The sequence below is a fragment of the Oceanobacillus oncorhynchi genome, assembly GCF_000821065.1.
Taxonomy (GTDB): domain Bacteria; phylum Bacillota; class Bacilli; order Bacillales; family Amphibacillaceae; genus Oceanobacillus; species Oceanobacillus oncorhynchi.
On the sequence record NZ_CDGG01000001.1, the window covers coordinates 3,940,152 to 3,960,878 of the forward strand.

Annotated in this window: 18 protein-coding genes; 8 read left to right on the top strand and 10 right to left on the bottom strand. The window is 38.5% G+C overall.

The genetic code is table 11. From position 1 onward, the window contains the following. Positions 1-263 precede the first annotated feature (263 nt). Both BN997_RS18855 and pruA read right to left on the bottom strand, forming a co-directional pair. Positions 264-1,274, bottom strand: a complete 1,011-nt coding sequence (locus BN997_RS18855) for a proline dehydrogenase family protein (RefSeq protein ID WP_042534548.1) — start codon at positions 1,272-1,274, stop codon at positions 264-266. A gap of 103 nt (positions 1,275-1,377) precedes the next feature. Then, positions 1,378-2,925 carry an L-glutamate gamma-semialdehyde dehydrogenase gene (gene pruA, locus BN997_RS18860; RefSeq protein ID WP_042534550.1) on the bottom strand — a complete coding sequence of 516 codons (1,548 nt, stop codon included), beginning with the start codon at positions 2,923-2,925 and terminating at the stop codon, positions 1,378-1,380. A gap of 244 nt (positions 2,926-3,169) precedes the next feature. Between pruA and BN997_RS18865 the strand changes: the two genes are divergently transcribed. From BN997_RS18865 to BN997_RS18885, 5 genes are all read left to right on the top strand, one after another. Beyond that, entirely contained in the window at positions 3,170-4,531 is a 1,362-nt protein-coding gene (locus BN997_RS18865) for a sigma-54 interaction domain-containing protein (protein WP_042534552.1), read from the top strand. A 657-nt stretch (positions 4,532-5,188) separates the two neighbouring features. Next, a complete protein-coding gene (locus BN997_RS18870; protein WP_042534554.1) occupies positions 5,189-5,368 on the top strand; it encodes an aspartyl-phosphate phosphatase Spo0E family protein in 180 nt (59 codons plus the stop codon). A 178-nt stretch (positions 5,369-5,546) separates the two neighbouring features. Next, positions 5,547-6,074: an NfeD family membrane protein gene (locus tag BN997_RS18875; RefSeq protein ID WP_042534555.1), complete on the top strand. Its 528-nt coding sequence runs from the start codon at positions 5,547-5,549 to the stop codon at positions 6,072-6,074. A gap of 142 nt (positions 6,075-6,216) precedes the next feature. Then, positions 6,217-7,758 (top strand): flotillin family protein, encoded by a 1,542-nt coding sequence (locus tag BN997_RS18880; protein WP_042534557.1) that lies wholly within the window; start codon positions 6,217-6,219, stop codon positions 7,756-7,758. A 92-nt stretch (positions 7,759-7,850) separates the two neighbouring features. Beyond that, the gene (locus tag BN997_RS18885; protein ID WP_042534559.1) at positions 7,851-8,162 is read left to right on the top strand and encodes a hypothetical protein; all 312 of its coding nucleotides are present in this window, start codon (positions 7,851-7,853) and stop codon (positions 8,160-8,162) included. A 131-nt stretch (positions 8,163-8,293) separates the two neighbouring features. Here the strand turns inward: BN997_RS18885 and BN997_RS18890 are convergent, their stop codons facing one another. The 3 genes from BN997_RS18890 to BN997_RS18900 form a co-directional block, all read right to left on the bottom strand. Continuing rightward, entirely contained in the window at positions 8,294-8,752 is a 459-nt protein-coding gene (locus tag BN997_RS18890) for an HIT family protein (RefSeq protein WP_042534561.1), read from the bottom strand. A gap of 64 nt (positions 8,753-8,816) precedes the next feature. Then, the gene (locus BN997_RS18895; RefSeq protein ID WP_042536301.1) at positions 8,817-9,386 is read right to left on the bottom strand and encodes a helix-turn-helix domain-containing protein; all 570 of its coding nucleotides are present in this window, start codon (positions 9,384-9,386) and stop codon (positions 8,817-8,819) included. Positions 9,387-9,585: 199 nt separating this feature from the next. Continuing rightward, the gene (locus BN997_RS18900; RefSeq protein WP_042534563.1) at positions 9,586-10,488 is read right to left on the bottom strand and encodes a hydroxymethylglutaryl-CoA lyase; all 903 of its coding nucleotides are present in this window, start codon (positions 10,486-10,488) and stop codon (positions 9,586-9,588) included. Positions 10,489-10,875: 387 nt separating this feature from the next. Here BN997_RS18900 and BN997_RS18905 point away from each other — a divergent pair, with 387 nt between their 5' ends. Beyond that, positions 10,876-12,471 (top strand): amidohydrolase, encoded by a 1,596-nt coding sequence (locus BN997_RS18905; protein WP_042534565.1) that lies wholly within the window; start codon positions 10,876-10,878, stop codon positions 12,469-12,471. A 73-nt stretch (positions 12,472-12,544) separates the two neighbouring features. Here BN997_RS18905 and BN997_RS18910 read toward each other — a convergent pair whose 3' ends face one another. Beyond that, positions 12,545-13,813: an SLC13 family permease gene (locus BN997_RS18910; protein WP_042534567.1), complete on the bottom strand. Its 1,269-nt coding sequence runs from the start codon at positions 13,811-13,813 to the stop codon at positions 12,545-12,547. A 12-nt stretch (positions 13,814-13,825) separates the two neighbouring features. Further along, positions 13,826-15,193: an adenylosuccinate lyase gene (gene purB, locus BN997_RS18915; RefSeq protein ID WP_042534569.1), complete on the bottom strand. Its 1,368-nt coding sequence runs from the start codon at positions 15,191-15,193 to the stop codon at positions 13,826-13,828. A 324-nt stretch (positions 15,194-15,517) separates the two neighbouring features. On the opposite strand from purB, the gene BN997_RS18920 reads away from it, so the two are divergent. Continuing rightward, on the top strand, positions 15,518-16,528 hold the full coding sequence (locus tag BN997_RS18920) for a LacI family DNA-binding transcriptional regulator (protein ID WP_042534572.1): 1,011 nt from the start codon (positions 15,518-15,520) through the stop codon (positions 16,526-16,528). Positions 16,529-17,054: 526 nt separating this feature from the next. On the opposite strand, the gene BN997_RS18925 is transcribed toward BN997_RS18920, so the two are convergent. Both BN997_RS18925 and BN997_RS18930 read right to left on the bottom strand, forming a co-directional pair. Continuing rightward, the gene (locus tag BN997_RS18925; RefSeq protein WP_042534574.1) at positions 17,055-17,264 is read right to left on the bottom strand and encodes a hypothetical protein; all 210 of its coding nucleotides are present in this window, start codon (positions 17,262-17,264) and stop codon (positions 17,055-17,057) included. Positions 17,265-17,475: 211 nt separating this feature from the next. Beyond that, on the bottom strand, positions 17,476-17,985 hold the full coding sequence (locus BN997_RS18930; protein ID WP_042534576.1) for an STM3941 family protein: 510 nt from the start codon (positions 17,983-17,985) through the stop codon (positions 17,476-17,478). A gap of 321 nt (positions 17,986-18,306) precedes the next feature. Between BN997_RS18930 and BN997_RS18935 the strand changes: the two genes are divergently transcribed. After that, entirely contained in the window at positions 18,307-19,665 is a 1,359-nt protein-coding gene (locus tag BN997_RS18935) for a DUF5068 domain-containing protein (protein ID WP_042534578.1), read from the top strand. A 63-nt stretch (positions 19,666-19,728) separates the two neighbouring features. On the opposite strand, the gene BN997_RS18940 is transcribed toward BN997_RS18935, so the two are convergent. Continuing rightward, a complete protein-coding gene (locus BN997_RS18940) occupies positions 19,729-20,529 on the bottom strand; it encodes an SDR family NAD(P)-dependent oxidoreductase (protein ID WP_042534580.1) in 801 nt (266 codons plus the stop codon). Positions 20,530-20,727 lie beyond the last annotated feature (198 nt).

Here is a 20,727-nt window from a genome sequence, read left to right on the forward strand (position 1 = left end):
AAAACGAAACTTCATTCAGTGGGAATTTTGGTTCTTCTCCCACTGAATTAGCCTAAGTAATTCAGGGAGTTAGCTCACCTGATCTCTCGCCTAAATAAATTTGTGTTTACTCTTTATTTGGAGGCGGGAGTTTTACGGACGCTTCTCCGTGATAAAATTTATAATAACAAGTGTAAAACTTGTAATTTGTATTTTGATCATCATCCTATCTCTAGCGACAGGCGTTGAAAAAGACGGTATTAGAAACAACCCTTTTTAAGTTATCAGTTATTCTGCTCCTTCTTCCTCCGTCTCCCCAAAAAAAGCAACAATGTTAACGCTGCAGTTCCAATAATAATCGGCTGCTTTTTCAGCTTATCCTCCTCAGTATAAAAAACATCTTTCATAAGAAGATTCAGGTTCTGCGGTCTCTCTGCCAAACGGCGCATAAAATATCCGAACCAATCCTCTCCAAAGGGGATGTATGTGCAGAATCGAAATCCCTCTTTTACTAGTTGATGCTGCATATCGACTCGAAAACCATAAAGCATTTGAAATTCAAAACGATCTTTTGAAATATGATGTTCCTCGATAAACTCCTTTAATTCCTGAATGATACGATGATCATGCGTTGCGATAGATGTAAAAGCTTTTCCAAGCAACCTTTTCTTTGCTATCATCAGGAAATTCTTATCAATGTCCTCTTTAGAGGAATACGCAACTGTACTGTCTTCCTTATAGGCGCCCTTTACGATGCGCAGACGCACATCTTCAAGACCGCTTAAATCCTTCTCTGCATCAAGCAAGTATGTCTGTATAACAGTACCGACATTGGTATAGCTTTTTCGAAGACTTTTCAGAATCTCCAGGGTTTTCTCATAGTGGATATACTTCTCCATATCTATGTTCACAAAAATGTCACATGCATGAGCCACGTCTAGAATCTGCTCCACATTTTCAATACAAAAAGATTCTTCAATATCCAGCCCCAGCTGCGTCAGTTTGATAGAAATATGGCAATCCAAATGCTCTTCCTTGATTTGGCGGAGCATCGCTATGATTTTCTCTTTTGCATGCACCGCTTCATTTCTATCTGTTACAAACTCTCCGAGGTGGTCCATTGTACAAGATATCTGTTTTTGATTCAACTCTCTTATCACAGGAACAATGGCATCGAAAACGGTTCCGGCTACGAAACGTTCTGCTCCAAACCGCGTTCCAAATTTTCTCGCGCTTTTATTTAAAAAGTCATTATTGGAAAGTCCTATAAAAAAATTTCTAGCTAAATTAGCCATAACCCAATATCCCCCCATCTTCAAAACAAGCTCTTCATTTTAAATGCTTCCTGTGAACAGAAAAAACGATTTCTGCTTCTGTTCACAGGCAAGCTGCTATCTATTAAAATTGTTCTGACACAATTTTAGCCTCTAAGAAATGCTGCAGGTAATCCGGACCTCCTGCCTTTGAATCAGTTCCTGACATTTTAAACCCGCCAAACGGCTGGTAACCGACAATTGCTGCTGTACAGCCGCGGTTAAAATACAGGTTGCCGACATGGAAATCCTCCCGGGCACGTTCTAAATGAGCGCGATTTGTAGAAATAACCGCTCCTGTTAACCCATATTCCGTATTGTTTGCAATCTCTAACAGCTCATCAAAGTCTTTTGCCTTTGCAAACGCAACGACAGGTCCAAAGATTTCCTCTTGCATGATACGTGCTTTAGGGTTCAGATCCTTGAAAATAGTTGGATAGATAAAGAAGCCTTTAGAGTCATCTGTTTCTCCACCGAAAACAAGCTCTCCTTCTTCCTTGCCAATTTCAATATAGTTTTTGATTTTATCAAATTGTGTCTGGTTAATGACCGAAGCCATATACACATTTTCTTCGGATGGATTGCCGACAGTTAATGTTTTGGCAATTTCAACTGATTTCCTGATAACTTCATCGTAGACATCCTCATGGATGATTGCACGGGAGCATGCAGAGCATTTTTGCCCGGAGAATCCGAATGCAGAATGAACAATTGACTCAGCAGCCAAATCTAAATCAGCTGTTTCATCAACAATAATTGTGTCCTTCCCGCCCATTTCTGCAACAACCCGCTTCAGATGCTGCTGTCCATCTTGTATTTTAGCTGCACGTTCAAAAATACGGACACCAGTCGCTCGTGAACCGGTAAAGTTAATAAAATGTGTATCTTTGTGGTCTACCAGATAATCGCCAATTTCCTTTGGATCACCCGGCACAAAATTTAATACGCCCTTAGGCAGACCAGCTTCTTCTAATACTTCTACAAGCTTATATGCAATCACTGGTGTATTTTCAGAAGGCTTCAATAAGACCGGATTTCCAGCAACAATCGGAGCAGCAACCGTTCCGCACACAATAGCAAATGCAAAATTCCATGGTGGGATAACAACGCCGGGACCCATTGCTTTATAAAAATATTTATTATTTTCCGTAATACGGTCTTCTACATGTTTTCCCTGATCAAGCTCCAGCATCTGGCGCCCATAATATTCTAAAAAGTCAATGCCCTCTGCAATATCGCCATCCGCCTGATCCCAAGGCTTGCCGGCATCCTGAATCAGCCAAGCAGAAAATTTATGCTTACGGCGGCGGACAATAGCGGCCGCACGAAATAAAACATGCGCACGGTCTTCCACAGGTACTTTTCTCCAGGTTTCATAAGCTTCTACTGCTGCCTGAAAAGCCTGTTCAACATGGTCCTTTGTTGCTTTTGATACGTTTCCAACCACTTCTTCCTTATTAGCTGAGTTAATGGATACCAGTTTATCCTCTGTGTAAACTTTTTCTCCGTTGATAACCAGCGGATAATCTTTACCCAGCTCCGCGCGAACAGAACGTAATGCTCCCTCCAGCTCTTTTCTATTCTCTTCTTTCTTAAAATTTGTAAATGGTTCATGTGTAAATGGCTGCACCATGTAACATACCTCCTAGTAGATAATTTAATTCTGTTTTTCTATCAATCTATATGCAAAAAACATGCCAGTATTATCATTATTAATAAAAACACCTGATGAAAGCTTGTGAATAATGGAAGCGATTTCATTATTTTGTGATTTTCTATTGCCTTTTACTGCAAATCACCTTTACAATAGTGTAAAGGAAAATTACACATATTGTATAGACGGTTTACAGATTACTTTACACTTACGAGGTGAGTTTATGAATGAACTTTTTTTCTTTGAGGAATTATTACAATCTGAAGATGACGCCATTACCATTGTAAACACGGAACAAAAAGTAATCTATTGGAACCATGCTGCCGAACAAACCTATCAAATCGATAAAGAACAAATTATCAATCAGCCTATCACAAACTTTTTTTCGCATGATGATCTGATGGTGATGAAGGTTTTAAACACAAAAGAGCCTGTTAAAAATGCTTATCACAGACCAAGGAAAGATAAGCATGTTGTGGTTAATTCCTCACCTGTCTTTAATCAGGAAAATACTTTAATCGGTGTGATTTCGATTGAACGGGATATTACCCACATCGTGAAGCTGAACGATAATTTAGAAAGCACCTCCCAAGAGCTGCAGGAGCTAAAGCAAAAAATGACTCCCGCCTCTTCCAGCTCTCCCTTTGCTAAATTAAAAGGAGACAGTCAGGCACTTCACCAAATGATCCGGCTCGCCAGTAAAACTGCCGGAACCGATGCAACCACCTTAATTCTTGGAGAAAGCGGTACAGGGAAAGAGGTATGTGCCCGGGCGATTCATGATGCTAGTAAAAGAAAGAATGCCCCTTTTATTCCTGTCAATTGCGGCGCCATCCCGCAGGCGTTGTTTGAAAGTGAGTTATTTGGCTATGAGAGCGGCTCCTTTACCGGTGCTGAAAAAGGAGGGAAAGCTGGGAAAATCGAAATGGCTGATGGCGGCACAGTTTTTTTAGATGAAGTAGGTGAGCTTCCCTTAGATATGCAGGTAAAGCTTCTGCGTGTTCTGCAGGAAAACCGTATTTACCGTATCGGCGACTCAGGCGGAAAACAAATTGATGTCCGCTTTGTAGCTGCAACAAATCAGGATTTAGAAAAGCTGATGCAAGAGAATAAATTCAGATCGGATCTATTTTACCGATTAAATGTTATTCAATTGACCATGCCTCCTCTGCGTGATAGAAAAAAAGATATCAGCATTCTGGCAAAAACATTTTTAAAGCAATTTGCTGCGAAGTATCAGACTTCTATTCCAGAGATACCTGACGAAACAATGGAAGCCCTGCAGCAATATCATTGGCCTGGGAATATAAGAGAAATCAGAAACCTGATGGAAAGAATCATTATCCTGCATGAGGGAACAACCTTAACCAGACAGGATGTATTAAGCTTTCTCCCGGTCTCCTTTTCAAATCCTCCCTTGCCGCATACGGAAACACTGCCGCTGGAGAAGGAAAATTTGGAGAAAATATCAATTGAACAAGCATTGGAATTATGTAACAGCAATAAATCAAAGGCAGCTAAACAGCTTGGTATATCCCGTGTTACCTTATATCAAAAAATTAAAAAATACCATCTCGACATTTGATATACCTTCTTTTTCATTAACGTTTAAAGCTGTTTCCAGGTCTAAAAATATCCGCGGACAGATGTCTTTTTTTATGAAATCAAAGACAGTTAAATAAAAAGAGAGTTTTTTTCTCTCTTTATTTAATTGGTTAAAAAGCAAAACATTACTTAATTAACAAGCCAAGCTTTAGAAAAATGCATGTTAGCCTTATAGCTACCGTGCTTGCAAAAAACGGTTCCCCTCCCCGCTGTGAAATAAGGAGACTATCTTTGTAAGAGTGCACCGCACTCTTCTTTAGAACAACATCATATTTTTACTAAATATATCGAAAAATCAAATATTAATGCATATTTCCGAGGAATACACTCGTGCACTGCTAATTAAACAGAAACCTTCCTCTACAACCAGCTAGATAATGGCCTGTATTGATATATTTTAAAGGAAAAGGAAAATAATGATGCCCGATTATTCAGTAAAATCACTAAACTACTATTTTATGAGTAAGACTCTCAGACCATTTTTTAAAAAAATGAGAAAGAAAAACCACTAGTTTTGTCGAAAGCATTTCATTTTTTTTCTCTTTTTGCGATAATTCTTTTGGTACTTTAATAATAAGCTTTTATTACATTATTCATCGCAGCCAAATATTACTAAGAAAGGTGCATCGTAAAGGATATGAAAGAAGAAGTAAAGATTGATGAGTACAACAGGGAGGCCATTGTACTATCAATTGTTCAAAAAAGAAGTGAAATGTTACAACAAGCACAAAAGAATGGCTTGGGAGCCAAAGAAACCGTTAACTGCAGCCAAGAATTAGATGAGTTAATGAATCAGCTAGTTCTTTTAGATACTTAACATAAAAACGTACAAACAAAACCAATACACTATTAAATAGGGAAAGAGGCTCTTTTCATAAAAGAGCCTCTGTTTTATTATAATAATATAAAACGCATCGTTTTCTCCAAAAAATTGAAACCAAACTGTAACAATAAACGTACATATAAGTAAGACAAGGAAAAAGGGAGGGTACATATTGACTTTATTTGGTTACGCTATACAAGATTTATATTTATGGATACTGATTATAGCAGCAATTTTAACCGTTGTTGTTTTATTATTTGGAGATTTATTGGATGGCATTTTTGAATCCATCCCTTTCCTGCATCCGGTGCTCGTTCTTTCCTTTTTCATTTTTTTATCTGCCATGGGATATATTCTCGAATGGTTCATGGACTGGTCAAGTCTAGTCATTCTAATTATTGCTTCTATATCAAGTATCATTTTTGTAACTCTCCTGCATTTATTTGTTCTTGTTCCAATCCGATCAGCTGAACAATCATGGGGATATTCAGAAGATGCTCTCATTGGCAGTGTAGGGACTGCGATTGTATCTATTCCGATAGATGGTTATGGAGAAGTAATGGTGCAATGGAAAAGCGGAGTTATCTCAAAACCGGCTGTCAGCTATGATAATGAAGCAATCTCTCAGGATGAGCGTGTTTTAATTATCGAAATTAAAGATGGTGTTTTCTATGTCAGCCCCTATCAATCGTTGGATTAGCTAATTAAAGATTAGCTTTTCACATATACTGAAGCTTCATTCCTTTTTAAATAGAGAGAATGTTAGTGAAGTATTTCCGGCTGCTCCCCTTTTACCCGCAGGGGCCGGCAGCCGGAAAAATAAAACTTAGAGGAGGAAAATCATGTCAGAATTGTGGATTGTTATTATTGTAGCAGCTGCGCTTCTTTTGGCACTGCTTGGTCTATTTGTAACCAAGTACCGTACAGCCGGTCCCGATGAAGCGCTCATTGTTACAGGAAGTTATTTAGGTGGAAAGAATGTTCACGTAGATGAAGCCGGAAATAAAATTAAAATTATTCGCGGCGGCGGAACATTCGTCGTTCCTGTCTTTCAACAAGCAGAACCACTTAGTCTTTTATCTAGTAAATTGGAGGTAACTACTCCAGAAGTTTACACAGAACAAGGTGTTCCTGTTTTAGCAGATGGTACAGCAATTTTTAAAATAGGCGGATCAATCAGTGAAATTGCTACAGCAGCAGAACAATTCCTTGGAAAATCTAAACAGGACCGGGAGCTGGAAGCGAAAGAAGTACTGGAAGGTCATCTACGTTCCATCCTTGGTTCGATGACGGTTGAAGAAATCTATAAAAACCGTGACAAGTTTTCTCAGGAAGTACAGCGGGTTGCTTCTAACGACTTAGCTAAGATGGGATTAGTTATCGTATCCTTTACGATTAAAGATGTAAGAGATACAAATGGATACTTAGAATCACTTGGTAAGCCCCGTATTGCACAAGTAAAACGTGATGCAGATATCGCTACAGCTGAAGCAGAGAAAGAAACGAGAATCAAGCGTGCGGAAGCAGCAAAAGATGCAAAACGTGCAGAATTGCAACGGGCAACCGAGATTGCAGAATCAGAAAAAGAAAATCAATTAAAAACATCTGAATACCGTCGTGAGCAGGATACTGCAAAAGCACGCGCGGACCAAGCTTATGATTTTGAAACAGCCCGTTCCAAACAGGAAGTTACGGAACAAGAAATGCAAATTAAAATCATCGAGCGTCAAAAGCAAATTGAATTGGAAGAAAAAGAAATTTTGCGTCGTGAGAAGCAATATGATTCAGAAGTTAAGAAAAAAGCAGATGCGGACAGATATTCCGTGGAGCAATCTGCAATTGCTGAAAAAGCAAGAGAAATGGCTACCGCAGATGCGAACCAATATCGTATTGAAACAGCAGCTCGTGCAGAAGCTGAAAAAATCCGTGTTGACGGTCTTGCGAAAGCAGATGCAGAACGTGCACAAGGGGAATCAGAAGCAGAGGTTATCCGCTTGAAAGGTCTTGCGGAAGCAGAAGCGAAAGAAAAAGTCGCTCAAGCCTTTGAACAATATGGAGAAGCAGCTATTCTTGATATGGTTATCAAAATGCTTCCAGATTATGCAAAACAAGTTGCAAGCCCATTATCCAATATTGATAAGATTACAGTAGTCGATACAGGAAGCAATGGCGCTAATGGCGGAGCAAACAAAGTTTCCAGCTATGCAACCAACTTAATCAGTACATTGCAGGAAAATCTAAAAGAAACCTCTGGAATCGATATTAAGGAATTACTGGCAGGTGCATCGAAAGGCAATGCTAAACCGCAATCGAAAGAAACTCCTGCACCAGCGGCATCAGAAGTAGCTGCAGCGAAAACAAGCGAAGAAAATAATGATAACTAATGTAAGGCAGCAATAGTTGCGGCACGGCAATAAAGTTGTTTCTCTGACTATCCGGATGTATCATGCTTTACTTTGAATAAAGAGGTGTTAATTTGAAAAATGAACCTGATAGGCTGAAAAAACATGGCCTTATTAGCTATTTTGCTCTTATCATAGGTGTTATCTGCTTTTTCATCGTTTTCATAACCCCTACAAGGATAGCTAACATAGGAAACTTAGCTGGTGATTATATCACATTTTTTCTTACAGCAGCAGGTATCATATTATCAATTATTGGATTAGGAAAGAAAACAGAAAAAAATATCATTCCGATTATATCTTTTATGCTTTCTTCTTCTTTCTTTATATTTTGGATAATCGTATTTATCTTATTAATTACCGGCCAAATGGACTTTGCTCCATAGCCCAATAATATGTCCAATCATAACCAGAGGTATTTAGGAACAGCTTTATTGTTATAAAACCAGAAATCAAATGCAGCAAAAGATAAAAATCTCTGTTCATTTTAAAATGAGCAAAGATTTTTGTTTACTTTCTATTTTTTATTATGCAGCCTTTTTCTGGCGGCAGCCAGATTAATTTCTTTCTTCCCCTGCCGTCTATTTAATGCATGCTTAAACAGATAACGTATGCCCTTTCCTCTCATCTGTTCATCTTCATAGCGCGGCAATACATGCAGATGCGCATGCATAATATGCTGACCAGCTGCCTCCCCGCTGTTCCAGCCAATGTTATATCCGGAAGGCACATGCTTTTCATCAATCAGATTTTTGGCTCGCTGTAAAAGATCTTTTATTGCCAGCCATTCTCCATCTGTTAAGTCAAATGGATAGACTCGATGTGCTTTGGTCACAATCACTCCAGCTCCTTCGAGTGATCTCCCTGGTTCCTTTGCTTCCTCTAATTGTAAAAACATTGCTTTTTCATTTTCCAATATGATTTGCTGATTTTTTATTAAAGAAGGATAACAAAAAGGGCATTCAGGTGAATTCATTCTTCTGCCTCCCAGTATAAAAAACGTTATATTGATTAATTAGACCTATGTTTCCTTTCCTTATTCAGACTCTGTCAATAAAACAGGTCAACACCCTTGCCTCCTGTTCATCTACCGGGAGAAATAAATGTGGTTTGGACCCTGCGAAATAAGCACTGTCGCCTGTTTGGAGCAGCTGCTTTTTCCCATCATATAATAATTCAATTTCCCCTTCCAATATATAGATAAATTCGTCCTGTGAATGCGTATACGTTTTTTCATCACGCAAATTCAGAGACTTTGGAGTAACATGGACAATCGTCGGTTCAATCCCGCTATATTGGGAGCGGTTAGCAAGAATTTCATAGGAATACCCCATGCTTTCATCCCCTACTTTTTGCGGGCGGTTACTCTTCTTTTGGATAACAATATCCTGCTCTTCTTTATCATCCAGCACCCATGACAGCTGTATATGTAAAGCGTCACAAATTCGGGATAACGTCGCTATTGCGGAGGCAGTCTGTCCATTTTCAATTTTAGATAACAGACTTTTAGAGATATTGGAAGCGTCCGCAATTTCTTGCTGTGTTTTATCTTCCCGGCGTCTTGCATACTTAATTTTCTCTCCAATTTTATGTAATTCGATGCTGCTCATTCCTTCCTTTGCCAAATAGTCATTCGTGTTCTATTATATTTCTTGAACATCCTCTTATAGTATATTTAATCATAATCCAGACAAACCAATAGAGTCAATCTATTCTCGAATATCATTTACGGGAAACGATACTTAGCAACATACCAAAAAGCCTTGCCATCACTTGCTCGACAAGACTTTTCCGCTGTTTGTTTTATCTTCATGCATTTTTCAAATAAGCTACCGATCTGCTCGGCAATGTTTTTCCAAGCTTATTTTGAATATATATACTTGCTTCCTGAATACGTTTCTCATTTATTCCTGTCTCAATTCCCAGCCCGTTTAACAAATACAGCACATCATTGGTAGCAACATTACCTGCAGCTCCCGGTGCATAAGGACAACCGCCCAGGCCGCCGATGGTACTGTCGAAACGGGTAATTCCCATGTGAAGCGCCGTCATGATATTAGCTATTGCCATTCCTCTCGTATCATGAAAATGTAGTATCAGTTTATCTTTTGGAAAATAAGGAAAAAGACCTTTGAGCAATTTCTCCACTTGCGTCGGCACAGCTGTTCCAATGGTATCACCAAGGGAAAGATAGTCCACTCCGCTCTCAATTAATTGGTCACATACACTGAGCACATCCTCTACTGCAATCCGTCCCTCGTATGGACAATCAAATACCGTAGAAACATAGCCTGTTACTATTTTCCCGGCATTTTTAGCTTCTTTGATAACCTCAGTTAATATCGGATATGTCTCTGGAATTCGTTTATTAATATTTTTGAGGTTATGCGTCTCACTCGCCGACATAAACACGGAGGCACCGTCAATACCAGCCTCTAAAGCGTGCTCCAGCCCTTTCATATTCGGTACTAAAGCAGAATAGACGACCCCTTTTTCACGGTTGATCCGTTTGCCTACCTCCCTTGCATCCTTCAGTGCAGGAATCATTTTTGGATGAACAAAGGATGAATACTCAATTTCCGAGACGCCGGTTTTGGAAAGCATATTAATCCATGTAACCTTATCCTCTGTAGAAATCCATTTCTGCTCGTTCTGCAGACCGTCTCTTGGTCCGACTTCCTTTAAATAAACATTGCTTGGTAATCCACACATTCATACCCCTCCTTTGTATGCGTTTTCAATTCAAGCTATGAAAATATACCTCGATTGTGCATGACCCGCCAAATAAGCCAGCATAGATATTGCAAGGTATTACAATAACCTCATGCAAATTACCCCTCTTTATATACTACAAATAAAATTCAATCCAGTTTCCTTCTGTTCAACTTTGTTGAATCAAGTATATAATAAAATTTCTGAAAATGTCAATCCTGCCTGCTGTCAAAATGAAACAATTTTGATAAAATATATTCATAGTGCCATTTACAGAATACTTTCCTATTTAGGGTTTACAAATCGTCTGTAAAATGATTCTGTCCGTTTTTAATATACGTTTTGAACGATGTAAAACATACGATAATTTAGATAAGGAGCGTTTCCATGATAAAGATATATACCAATGGGGTCATACATACATTTCAAACTTCGCAGCCAGTTATACAGGCTGTTGTTATTAAAGATGGACATTTCATAGATATGGGATCCAATGAACAAATGCTTTCTTTTTGGAGCGCAAAAAGTGATGCGGTAATTGATCTGGGTGGAAAAGCTGCTACGCCGGGGTTAACAGATACACACCTCCACCTTTCTATGCAGGCAATGAAGTTTATTGATTTAGATGTGACCGGCGTCACAAAGAAAGAAGTATTTTTAAATAAAATAAAACAGCGTGCCGATACATTGGACAAGGGAGAATGGCTGCTTGGCGCCGGCTGGGATGAAAATCTATTCACTGACGGCGGTCTGCCTACGAAAGAAGAGCTTGATGCGGCTGCCCCGCACCACCCGCTTTTTCTGACAAGAATATGCGAGCATGCAGCCGTTGTTAACTCGAAGGCGCTTGAGGAAATTAATTATTCCAGCACGCTTGCTGTTCCAGAGAGCGGCGAGATTGTAACGGATGCAAATGGAGAACCCACCGGTTTAATTCTTGAATCAGCAGCGGTATTATTTAAAGCAAAAATCCCTGATAAATCCTATCAAACATGGAAAAAAGCACTTCGTAAAACCATTTCCACCGTTTCTGGATATGGTGTAACCAGTGTGCATTCCAATGATCCGGCTTATTTAGGCGGCTTACAGCAAACCTACCAGCTCTATCAGGAATTATTAAATGAAGAAAAAATGGGTCTGCGGGCAAATCTATTAATTGATTATCCTTTCTTAGAGGATCTGCATACAGCGGGAATGTACACCGGATATGGGAATAATATGCTGCAAATCGGAGCGGTAAAAATATTTGCAGACGGTGCTTTCGGCAGAAGAACGGCACTATTGAAGGAAGCATACTCCGATCAGCCCGGGCAATTTGGAGAAGCAATGCTCTCGCAGGATACATTGTACACTATCGTAAAACGCGCAAGGGAAATGGGTATGCCTGTTGCTGTTCATACAATTGGCGACCAGGCATTGGAAAATGTCCTTGATACCCTGGACCAATTTCCGGCATCCGCCTATAGAGACCGTCTGATACATGCGCAGGTCATTAATCCAGACCTAGTAAAGCGCCTTGCAACGCCGGATCGTATCGTTGATATTCAGCCTCGCTTCCTTGCAAGTGACTATCCATGGGTTACAGAGCGTCTTGGCGAAGCACGCATGCCTTATGCCTATGCCTGGAAAACATTACTTGATAATGGCATTATCTGCGGCGGTGGCTCAGATGCACCTGTTGAACCGTTGAATCCTTTACTCGGGATTCATGCGGCAGTTACCAGAAAAGCTCCCGGTGAAACACACAGCGGCTGGTACCCAGAACAAAAATTAAGCATGCACGAAGCTTTTTATCTATTTACAAAATACGCAGCTTATACAACAAATGAAGAAAAGCTAAAAGGAACCATTTCCCGCGGCAAGCTGGCAGATATGACGGTTTATTCTGCCGACCCATTTCAAATGAAGAATGCAGACGAATTAGTAGATACCAATATTGAAATGACGATTGTTGATGGAAACATTGTATATAGGAAAGGATAGAAACAATAAATTCGATGTATTGCAGTGAAAAATCCAGCATGATTTTTCACTGCTTATTTATTATAATTAATCTTTAAAATGGCCAAATCAACGGCACAATGACAACGCATACAATCAGCTGAATAACCAAAAATGGAAAACCGCATTTAATATAATCAAGGAATGTATAATTTCCCGGACCATAAATCATTGTATTAGGCGGTGTGCCAACAGGAGAGGCATAGGCTGCAGATGCACCTACACAAACCGTCATTAAAATTGCTTTTGGATCAACTCCCATACTTGCTGCGATAACTAATCCAATCGGAGCCATAAGTGCTGCCGCTGCTGTATTGGACATGACAGAGGTCAGTACAGTGGTTACTCCGAAAATTAAAGCGGTAATAACATACGGTCCGGCGTTGCTTCCTGCCATCTCCAGTACATAATCCGCAATCATCTGTGCAGCGCCTGTTTCTGCTAAAGCAGTCGCCATCGGCATCATGGCGGCTACTAAAATGATTGTGGAGAAATCTAAGGAACGGTATGCTTTTTTCTCCGACATCGTACGTGTTAAAACAATAACCATTGCCCCCATAACAGAAACAATATGCAAAGGAATTCCAAATTGCTCTTCAAAGATCATAAAAACGACTGCTGCCAGCAAAACTCCAATGGCAACCATTTGTTTCCATGTGGCTTCTTCGCTTGTAGCTTCTTCTTCATTTTTCGTATCAGCTTCTTCCAAAGCCGTTTCCCGATTCGGAATAAGCTTATAACCAATCGTCATCATGTAAATAATACCAATAATCGTTAGAGGAATTCCGATATAGGCAAATTCAAAGAATCCGAATACAGGTGTATTTTCATTTTCCATCACACTCTGAACGGCGAGGTTGCCGTTCGTTCCAACCAGTGTTATCATGCCGCCTAAAGCAGTTGCATAGGCTAAGGGCATTAATAATTTAGAGCTGGAAAAGCCGGAAGAAGCAGCAATTGCAATAACAATCGGCATCATTACTGCCGTTGTACTTGTATTTGACAGAAAAGCAGATAAACCTGCTCCAATTACCATCACAGCAAATAGCAGCTGCTTTTCCGTTTTAGCAAATCTCGTAATTAAATTTCCCATTCTTCTCGCTACACCTGTTTCAAATAATGCTGCACCAATAATAAACATCCCTGAAATAAGCAGTACAACATTATTTGTCAATCCAGAAAATACGGTTTCAGCATCTATAATTCCAGTAAGGTATAACAGCATGGTGGCTAGAAGTGCGGTCAGTGCAACTGGTATTACCCCAGTTAAAAATAATATCGTTGCTAACAATAAAATAAGTAATGTAATTATCGCCGGGCTCATTTTACATACCTCCTAGTTGATAGATGTATCCTGATTTCCCCATTTTTCCTCTACTCTCGAAATAAACGTTTTACATAACCCAATATAGTTCTTCGGCTCCAGCAGTTTTTTAGCTTCTTCCTCACTGATATGATTCGTAATTCGTTCATCGGTCAAAACAACATCTATCAAAGATTTCTTTTCTTCAAATGCTTTCATAGAGACTTCATAAACGATATCATGCGCCTCGCCCCGGCCCACAAATTCACCTAAGGACAGCATTAAATTTTCAGATACGATTAGACCTTGTAAAAGATTTAAGTTGCGTTCCATATTATCTGGATACACGATAAATCGTTCCAGCACGCCTTGTATCTGCTCCAATCCGCCGCTTGTCAGCATACATATTTGCGGCAGGTAGGACCATTCCGTTGTCCAAAAAGTCATATCTCTTTCATGCTCTTGGATCATTGCATCAAAACTTAAACTGGCATTTCTTTGCACTACTCTAGTTAAACCGACAACATACTCACAAATCATAGGATTCCGCTTATGCGGCATGGTACTGCTGCCGACTTGTCCCATCTTAAATCCTTCTTCCATTTCCCCTATCTCTGACTTTTGCAAATTAATTATTTCATTTGCTATTTTTCCTATCGTTCCTGAAATCATCGCAATAATACTTGCAAATTCTGCAAATCCATCTCTTTGTACATGCCAGGTAATCGTAGGCTGTACTAAACCTAAGTATTCACAAAAACGTTTTTGTACCGCCAGCCCGTCATTATGAATCGAGGCCAATGTGCCGGCTGCTCCCCCAAAGGAACCTAGTAAATATCTTTCTTTGCCTGCTTCTAATCTTTCAATGTGCTTACCTATCTCATCTGCCCAAATAGCAATCTTGTAACCTAGTGTAATGGGAAGCGCATGCTGCCCATGTGTTCTTCCAGGCATCACGGTTTCTGCATGCTCTTCTGCTAATTGCAGCAGCTTCTTAAGAAATTGCTTTAATTGCTTTACCAACACCTCTTGTGCTTGTTTTATTTGCAATACAACTGCGGTATCCATAATATCCTGGGTCGTAGCTCCCCAATGAATATAACCGCCAGCCTTCCCTCCAACTGATTTTGTAAATTCCCGTATTTGAACAATTAAAGGATGGGTCGTATCCACAATCCCTTTTCGAATAATTTCCCGATCAAAATCATTAATATCTGCTTTCTTTTCAATTTCTTCCGCCGCAAATTTCGGTATAACACCAACATCTGCTTCTGCTTTTGCTAACGCAATCCAAGTATCCAGCCATTTCTGAAGCAGGCTATCATCTGAAAAAACCTCTCTCATCTCTTCTGAAACAAAAATGCCACGCAATAAATCGGAATCCAAAACACTTGATTTCATTATTTATCCCTCCAAGGTAATCGCTTCCATAAAAGGAAAACGTTTTTCTTTTTGTGTTTCCATTAATCCTATTATAAACAACCATCTATAACGATTATTTATAATTATTATAAGGAAAACGTTTTTCTTATATGTTTAAAAATATCCTAAGGTATAAAATGTTCCTTGTCAACTCTTTTTTTACTTTTCAATACTTATTGACTATTTACTAAACTGATAGAGCCCGAATTCACAAAAATATCTTGATTATAAACAAAATAATCCATAATACGTTATAATGAATAGAAAGAGGAATCGTTACCAGAGAAAGGACGTTGCTGCACATTGACTACTTTAAAAGAGGTTGCCAAGCTGGCAAATGTACATCCCTCAGTTGTTTCCAGAGTGTTAAATAAGGACAATACATTAAATATCAAAGAAGAGACAAGAACAAGAATTAACGAAGCCATTAACGAATTAAATTATAGCCCGAATTCCGCTGCGAGAAGCTTAAAAACAAATCAATCCCGAATGATTGGAATGGCAATCCCAGACTTTAACAACCCTGTTTATTCCAGTATTATTCATGGGGCTGAAGATCATGCTGCTATGGAAGGCTACCACCTGCTTGTCTACAGCATGAAACAAAAAGGCTTGGGAAAGGATTTCTTTTCTAAATTGCTCAAGGAACGCATTGATGGGCTTTTAATCGCTACATCAGACATTAATAACAAGCATATTCTCAGCTTAAATGAGACCAAAAAACCTTTTGTGCTTGTCAACAGAATGATTCAGGATGTTGAGAATTATGTCATATTGGATGATGAGCGCGGCGGAAAATTAGCAACGAAGCATTTAATTGATCTAGGGCATCGTCATATTGCCCATATTACCGGACCGCTATATACAGGAACTGCTTTAAAAAGATTTCAAGGCTACCGGGAAATGCTCCAGGAGAAAAACATTCCATTTGAAGTAAAATATGTTCAGGAAAGCGACTACACCATGGAGGGCGGATATCAATCCATGGAAAAACTGCTGGAGCTGGATTCTCCTCCAACAGCAATATTTGCAGCAAATGTAATGGTAGCAATGGGCGCAATCAAGGCTATCCATGATAATGGATTTCAAGTACCAGCTGATTTTTCCGTTATCGGTATCCATGATGTTTTCTTCGCGTCAGGACTGTCCCCTTCTCTGACTACTGTCGATATGCCTTTATATGAAATGGGATCCAGAGCAGTTGCCCAGCTGATAAATGCAATCAGCGAACGAAAGCTTAAGTTCCCAGGAGAGACTATCGATGGAGCTAACCTTATTCCACGCGAAAGTACACGCTCATTGCTGGATGAATAAACTGGAGGTACATATTCTGATATATTCATTGAACCGTAATTCTATATTAGTTAGCAGACCAGATTAAGAACAGCATTCGCAGACAACTGGTTTTTCGAGTAAAAAACTTCATTTTATTTGTCAAAAGTGCGCAATATAAAATAAAGCCTAAATCCAATTATGTCTAAGGATTTGGCTTTATTAGCAGGTTATAATTTTTTAAAATATAGGAGCGGCGTATTGTTCGTTTTACAGGCATATAAGAAATCTCACCACTCTAACGGTGGTTTCCATTATGTTCTAGTTTCACTTGAAATTTTAAATCAAAAATTCTTTTATAAAAGTATTAGCAAGCTATGAAACATCAATAAGACAAATTGAAAAATATATTTACCGGTGTATATTATAAAAGAAAATTAGCCAAATGAAGTCCAGTCTAATATCGAATTAAATCCAGCCATTCAAAAGTATAATAAAAACTTTAACTTTTTGGACCGCCACCTATGTAAACTTTTTTATCATCATTTGCTCCCTATCGAGGAACAAATTAGGATAATTCATTATTATCTCCACACTTATCGACAATACGTTTTAACATGGTACCTATTATAATAGTTGACATAACAACAATGAAAGTAGTCCAAAAAGTGAGTTCAATTTCAAAAGTACCAATTATTAATATCCAAACAAATAGTACAATTAAACGCCAGATATCTTTTTTTAAATTCTTAATTTTTTTTAATGCATTGTGTTTCATATTTCTACATCCTCTACATGATTTACTCTCTTTCCGCAATTTCTTTTAATCGGATTTTAACATGCAAATTATTGATTTTTTGTTTAGATTTTTTTCACCAATTTCTAATGAAAGCTTGGGTGATTGGCGGGGTAAGATCATATTTTCACACAAAGTCCGTTTCTTCATTTTGTTTTTGTGCTGTTTCAAAGATTGAAGTTTCGTTGTTTACTTATTGTTGCATAATCAGATTTAACGTCTCTAGTAATCGAGAGCGATCTTGTTTTCGTGTAGCTTTTGGGTTAATCGTAAATGGAGAATAACCAGTTACTCGATTCATACATAATCTCACTTTATTATGAAAGGATAATTGAGCAAAATAATCACCTTCGTTATATAAAACAATCTCGAAGATGCTTTGAGATGAGACTTTAGATACCTTTATGTATTCGATATCCGTAAAATAAATGGTTACTTCACTTTTTGTATATGAATCTAATTGCAGATATTCATCTGTTATCGTGATATAAGGATAACCCCGGAATATTTTCAATATATTTGCAATGGTAAAGAAACTAAATAAAACCATAATAAACAATGCCAAAGCGATAATTAGTATAGCTTCTTCTATATAGGCAATATACATTATTAAGGTCCCAAAAACGACAAGTAATAATGAAAAAATGATTCCGAGAAAAAGCTTCCCTTTTGAATGATAAAACTCTATTTTATTTTCTATCAAATTAAACCCCCCTTACAATTAGAAATACTTTTTTGTTATTAATATGCCTCTTATTCAATAAGGTAATAAAATTTTTTTTGCTTATTTTCTTCATGAACTTTCTCTTTTATCTAAAAAATTTCAATAAAATTTTTCTTCAATTGATACTAACTTTTTAACTGCCCTTATCATATCCCCATCAATTATCAACTATCATTTCTTAAAAAATCAAATAAAACAGGTAATTTTCTTCAAAAAAGAATAATTTTTTATGACTTTTTACATTTTTCCACCTAAAATTATGTTACTATTATATATATTTTAAATATATGGAGGTATTAGATGTCAAAAAGAATGCTTTATGTTCTTCTTGCAGCGGTATTCGCAATCGCTTTAACTGCTTGCGGCTCTAGTGATGAAGATGACGCAGCAGAAGCGGAAGAACAAGAAACAAATCAAGAAGAAAACGAAACAGAAGAAGACTCAGAGGAAAAAGCTGAGGAACCAGAACAAATGGAAGAAGAAGTAGAAAATGAAGATGCTTCTTCCGATGAAGCAGATGCAGAACAAGAAGCCGAAGAAGATGCTGATGAGGAAGAACAGGCTCAAGCAGAATCTTCTAATGCAGATTTTGATGCATTAATTACTGCAATGGAAGAGGAAACAGAAGGTACTGCTACGCTTCTTTATGAGAACGATGAGTCTCAATCTCATGAAATGGAAGGCTTAACTGTAACACTGGATGCATACCAATTAGTAGAATTAGAAGATTTTCATACCAATTTCAGTATTCCTTTTAATGACGAAACAGATGGCGGCGTTATTTTAGCTCAATATACGGTAGAAAATGATTCTGATCAGGATTTACATTACATGCCTTCATTAGATTTAGATTTTGTTGGAGCAACAAAATTCTATACAAATTATCGGGAGCTTCTCCCTTTAGATGAGCAATTATCAAGTATGCTAAACCCCGATAATGAATACTTAGTGGAAGCTGGAGATGAAGTGACCGGCTATTACGCTTATCCTTTTGGATCAGAAGATTTAGGAGCAATATTGGCAGAAGGAAATGTTATTTTGGATGTTCCTACGCCAACTACAGAGTATAATGAATATTCTTCCAGTATTGGTTCTGGTACCGAGTTTAGCCTTCCTTTAGATGGTGACAGTGCTGAAAAAAATGCGGAAACAGAGAGCCAAGGTTTTTATCAGGATGCACTGAGTGCTGAAAATATGGGCGATAAAGAAATGATTGAACAAGAAGATGGCATTGGGGAGAGCGACGAATTAGGAGACGTAACAATTACATTAGATGGTTATCAATTTGTTGATTTTACTCCAAATGCCGAAGAAGCAGCTCGTTATGAGGATCCTGATAACATCGTAGTTGCTACGATAAGATTTGAAATTGATAACCAGGGTGATGAAGAAATTGGCTTAAGCTCTCTTTCTTCAAGGCTCACAGTAAATGATGGATCTCAATATCTTTTAAGTGAAGGAATGTTTCATCCTTATGACAATAGTAGTAGTATCGCATCTGGTGAAGAAGGAGAATTGCTGCAAACTTTCCTGTTAGACAAAGAAATGTATGAAAAAATTTGGAAAGATAAAAGTATGGAAATTGAAATTGGCCCGATGAGAAATATGGATGCTGAAGATATTTCCAAAGGACATGAAGTAGAGTTTAATTTAAAATAAGTATAAAAAAGCTAATGGTGCAATTTGAACCATTAGCTTTTTCCAATGAAAAAGGTTAGTGCATTAACGCATCACAGCCCCGCCCGAAATTTTCACCGACTCCCCTACAATATTTCGCGCAGCATCCGTCAGCAGGTACGCAATCGTATTGCCCACCTCATCCGGAGCTGTTATTTTTTGAGAAGGCAACGAATCCTCTGCTGCTTTTCTTACCTGTTCATAGGATTGATTCGTATTTTCCGCTTTTGCTTCAAATAAACCTTGTACCATTTCTGTATCAACAAAACCGGGACAAACTGCGTTGACACGAATATTATATGCAATTGCTTCCAAAGCCATAGACTGTGTCCAGCCGATCATCGCAAATTTAGAAGAAGCATAAGCACTATTTCCATATGTCCCCCGCAAACCGGATAAAGACGCCACGTTGACGATATTCCCCTGCTGCTTCTCTTGCATCTCCTGATAAATTTCTTTGGTCAGACTGAATGCAGATAAATAATTTACAGTAAGCATGGCTTGTATATCCGCTTCTTCCAGCTGATTCACCGTCTTGTTTCCCGCAATTCCAGCGGCATTGACTAAATCAGAGATAAATCCCAATGCGTCCCGTGCGTTGCTGACCAATTGCGTTCTTTCCGCTTCCTCTGTTATATCTGCCTGCTGCACAAATAGCTTCGAAGCATCAGTAAGACCTTCCAGCTCCTGTCTAAGTTCTGCAAGCTTATCGGCATTCCGTCCGGTTATGGTGACCTTAGCCCCCATCTGTGCGACAATCTTCGCTGTTTCTCTTCCTATTCCGCCAGTTGCGCCGGTTATTAATACATGTCTTCCTTCTAATGCATCTTTTGAAAATATGGCCATGGTGTATTCCCCTTCCAATTCATTACTTTGATATGATTATCCTCCAATTATAGCATGATTGTTCTTTTCTAATTAAACGTTGTTGTCGCGTATACAATACCCCCCCTTACCTTTCCCCCTATATTTATTAATCCAACTATAGATTGTCATGAAGTGCCTTATTTTTCAAATTATTATGTCGATAAACAGGCATAAAAC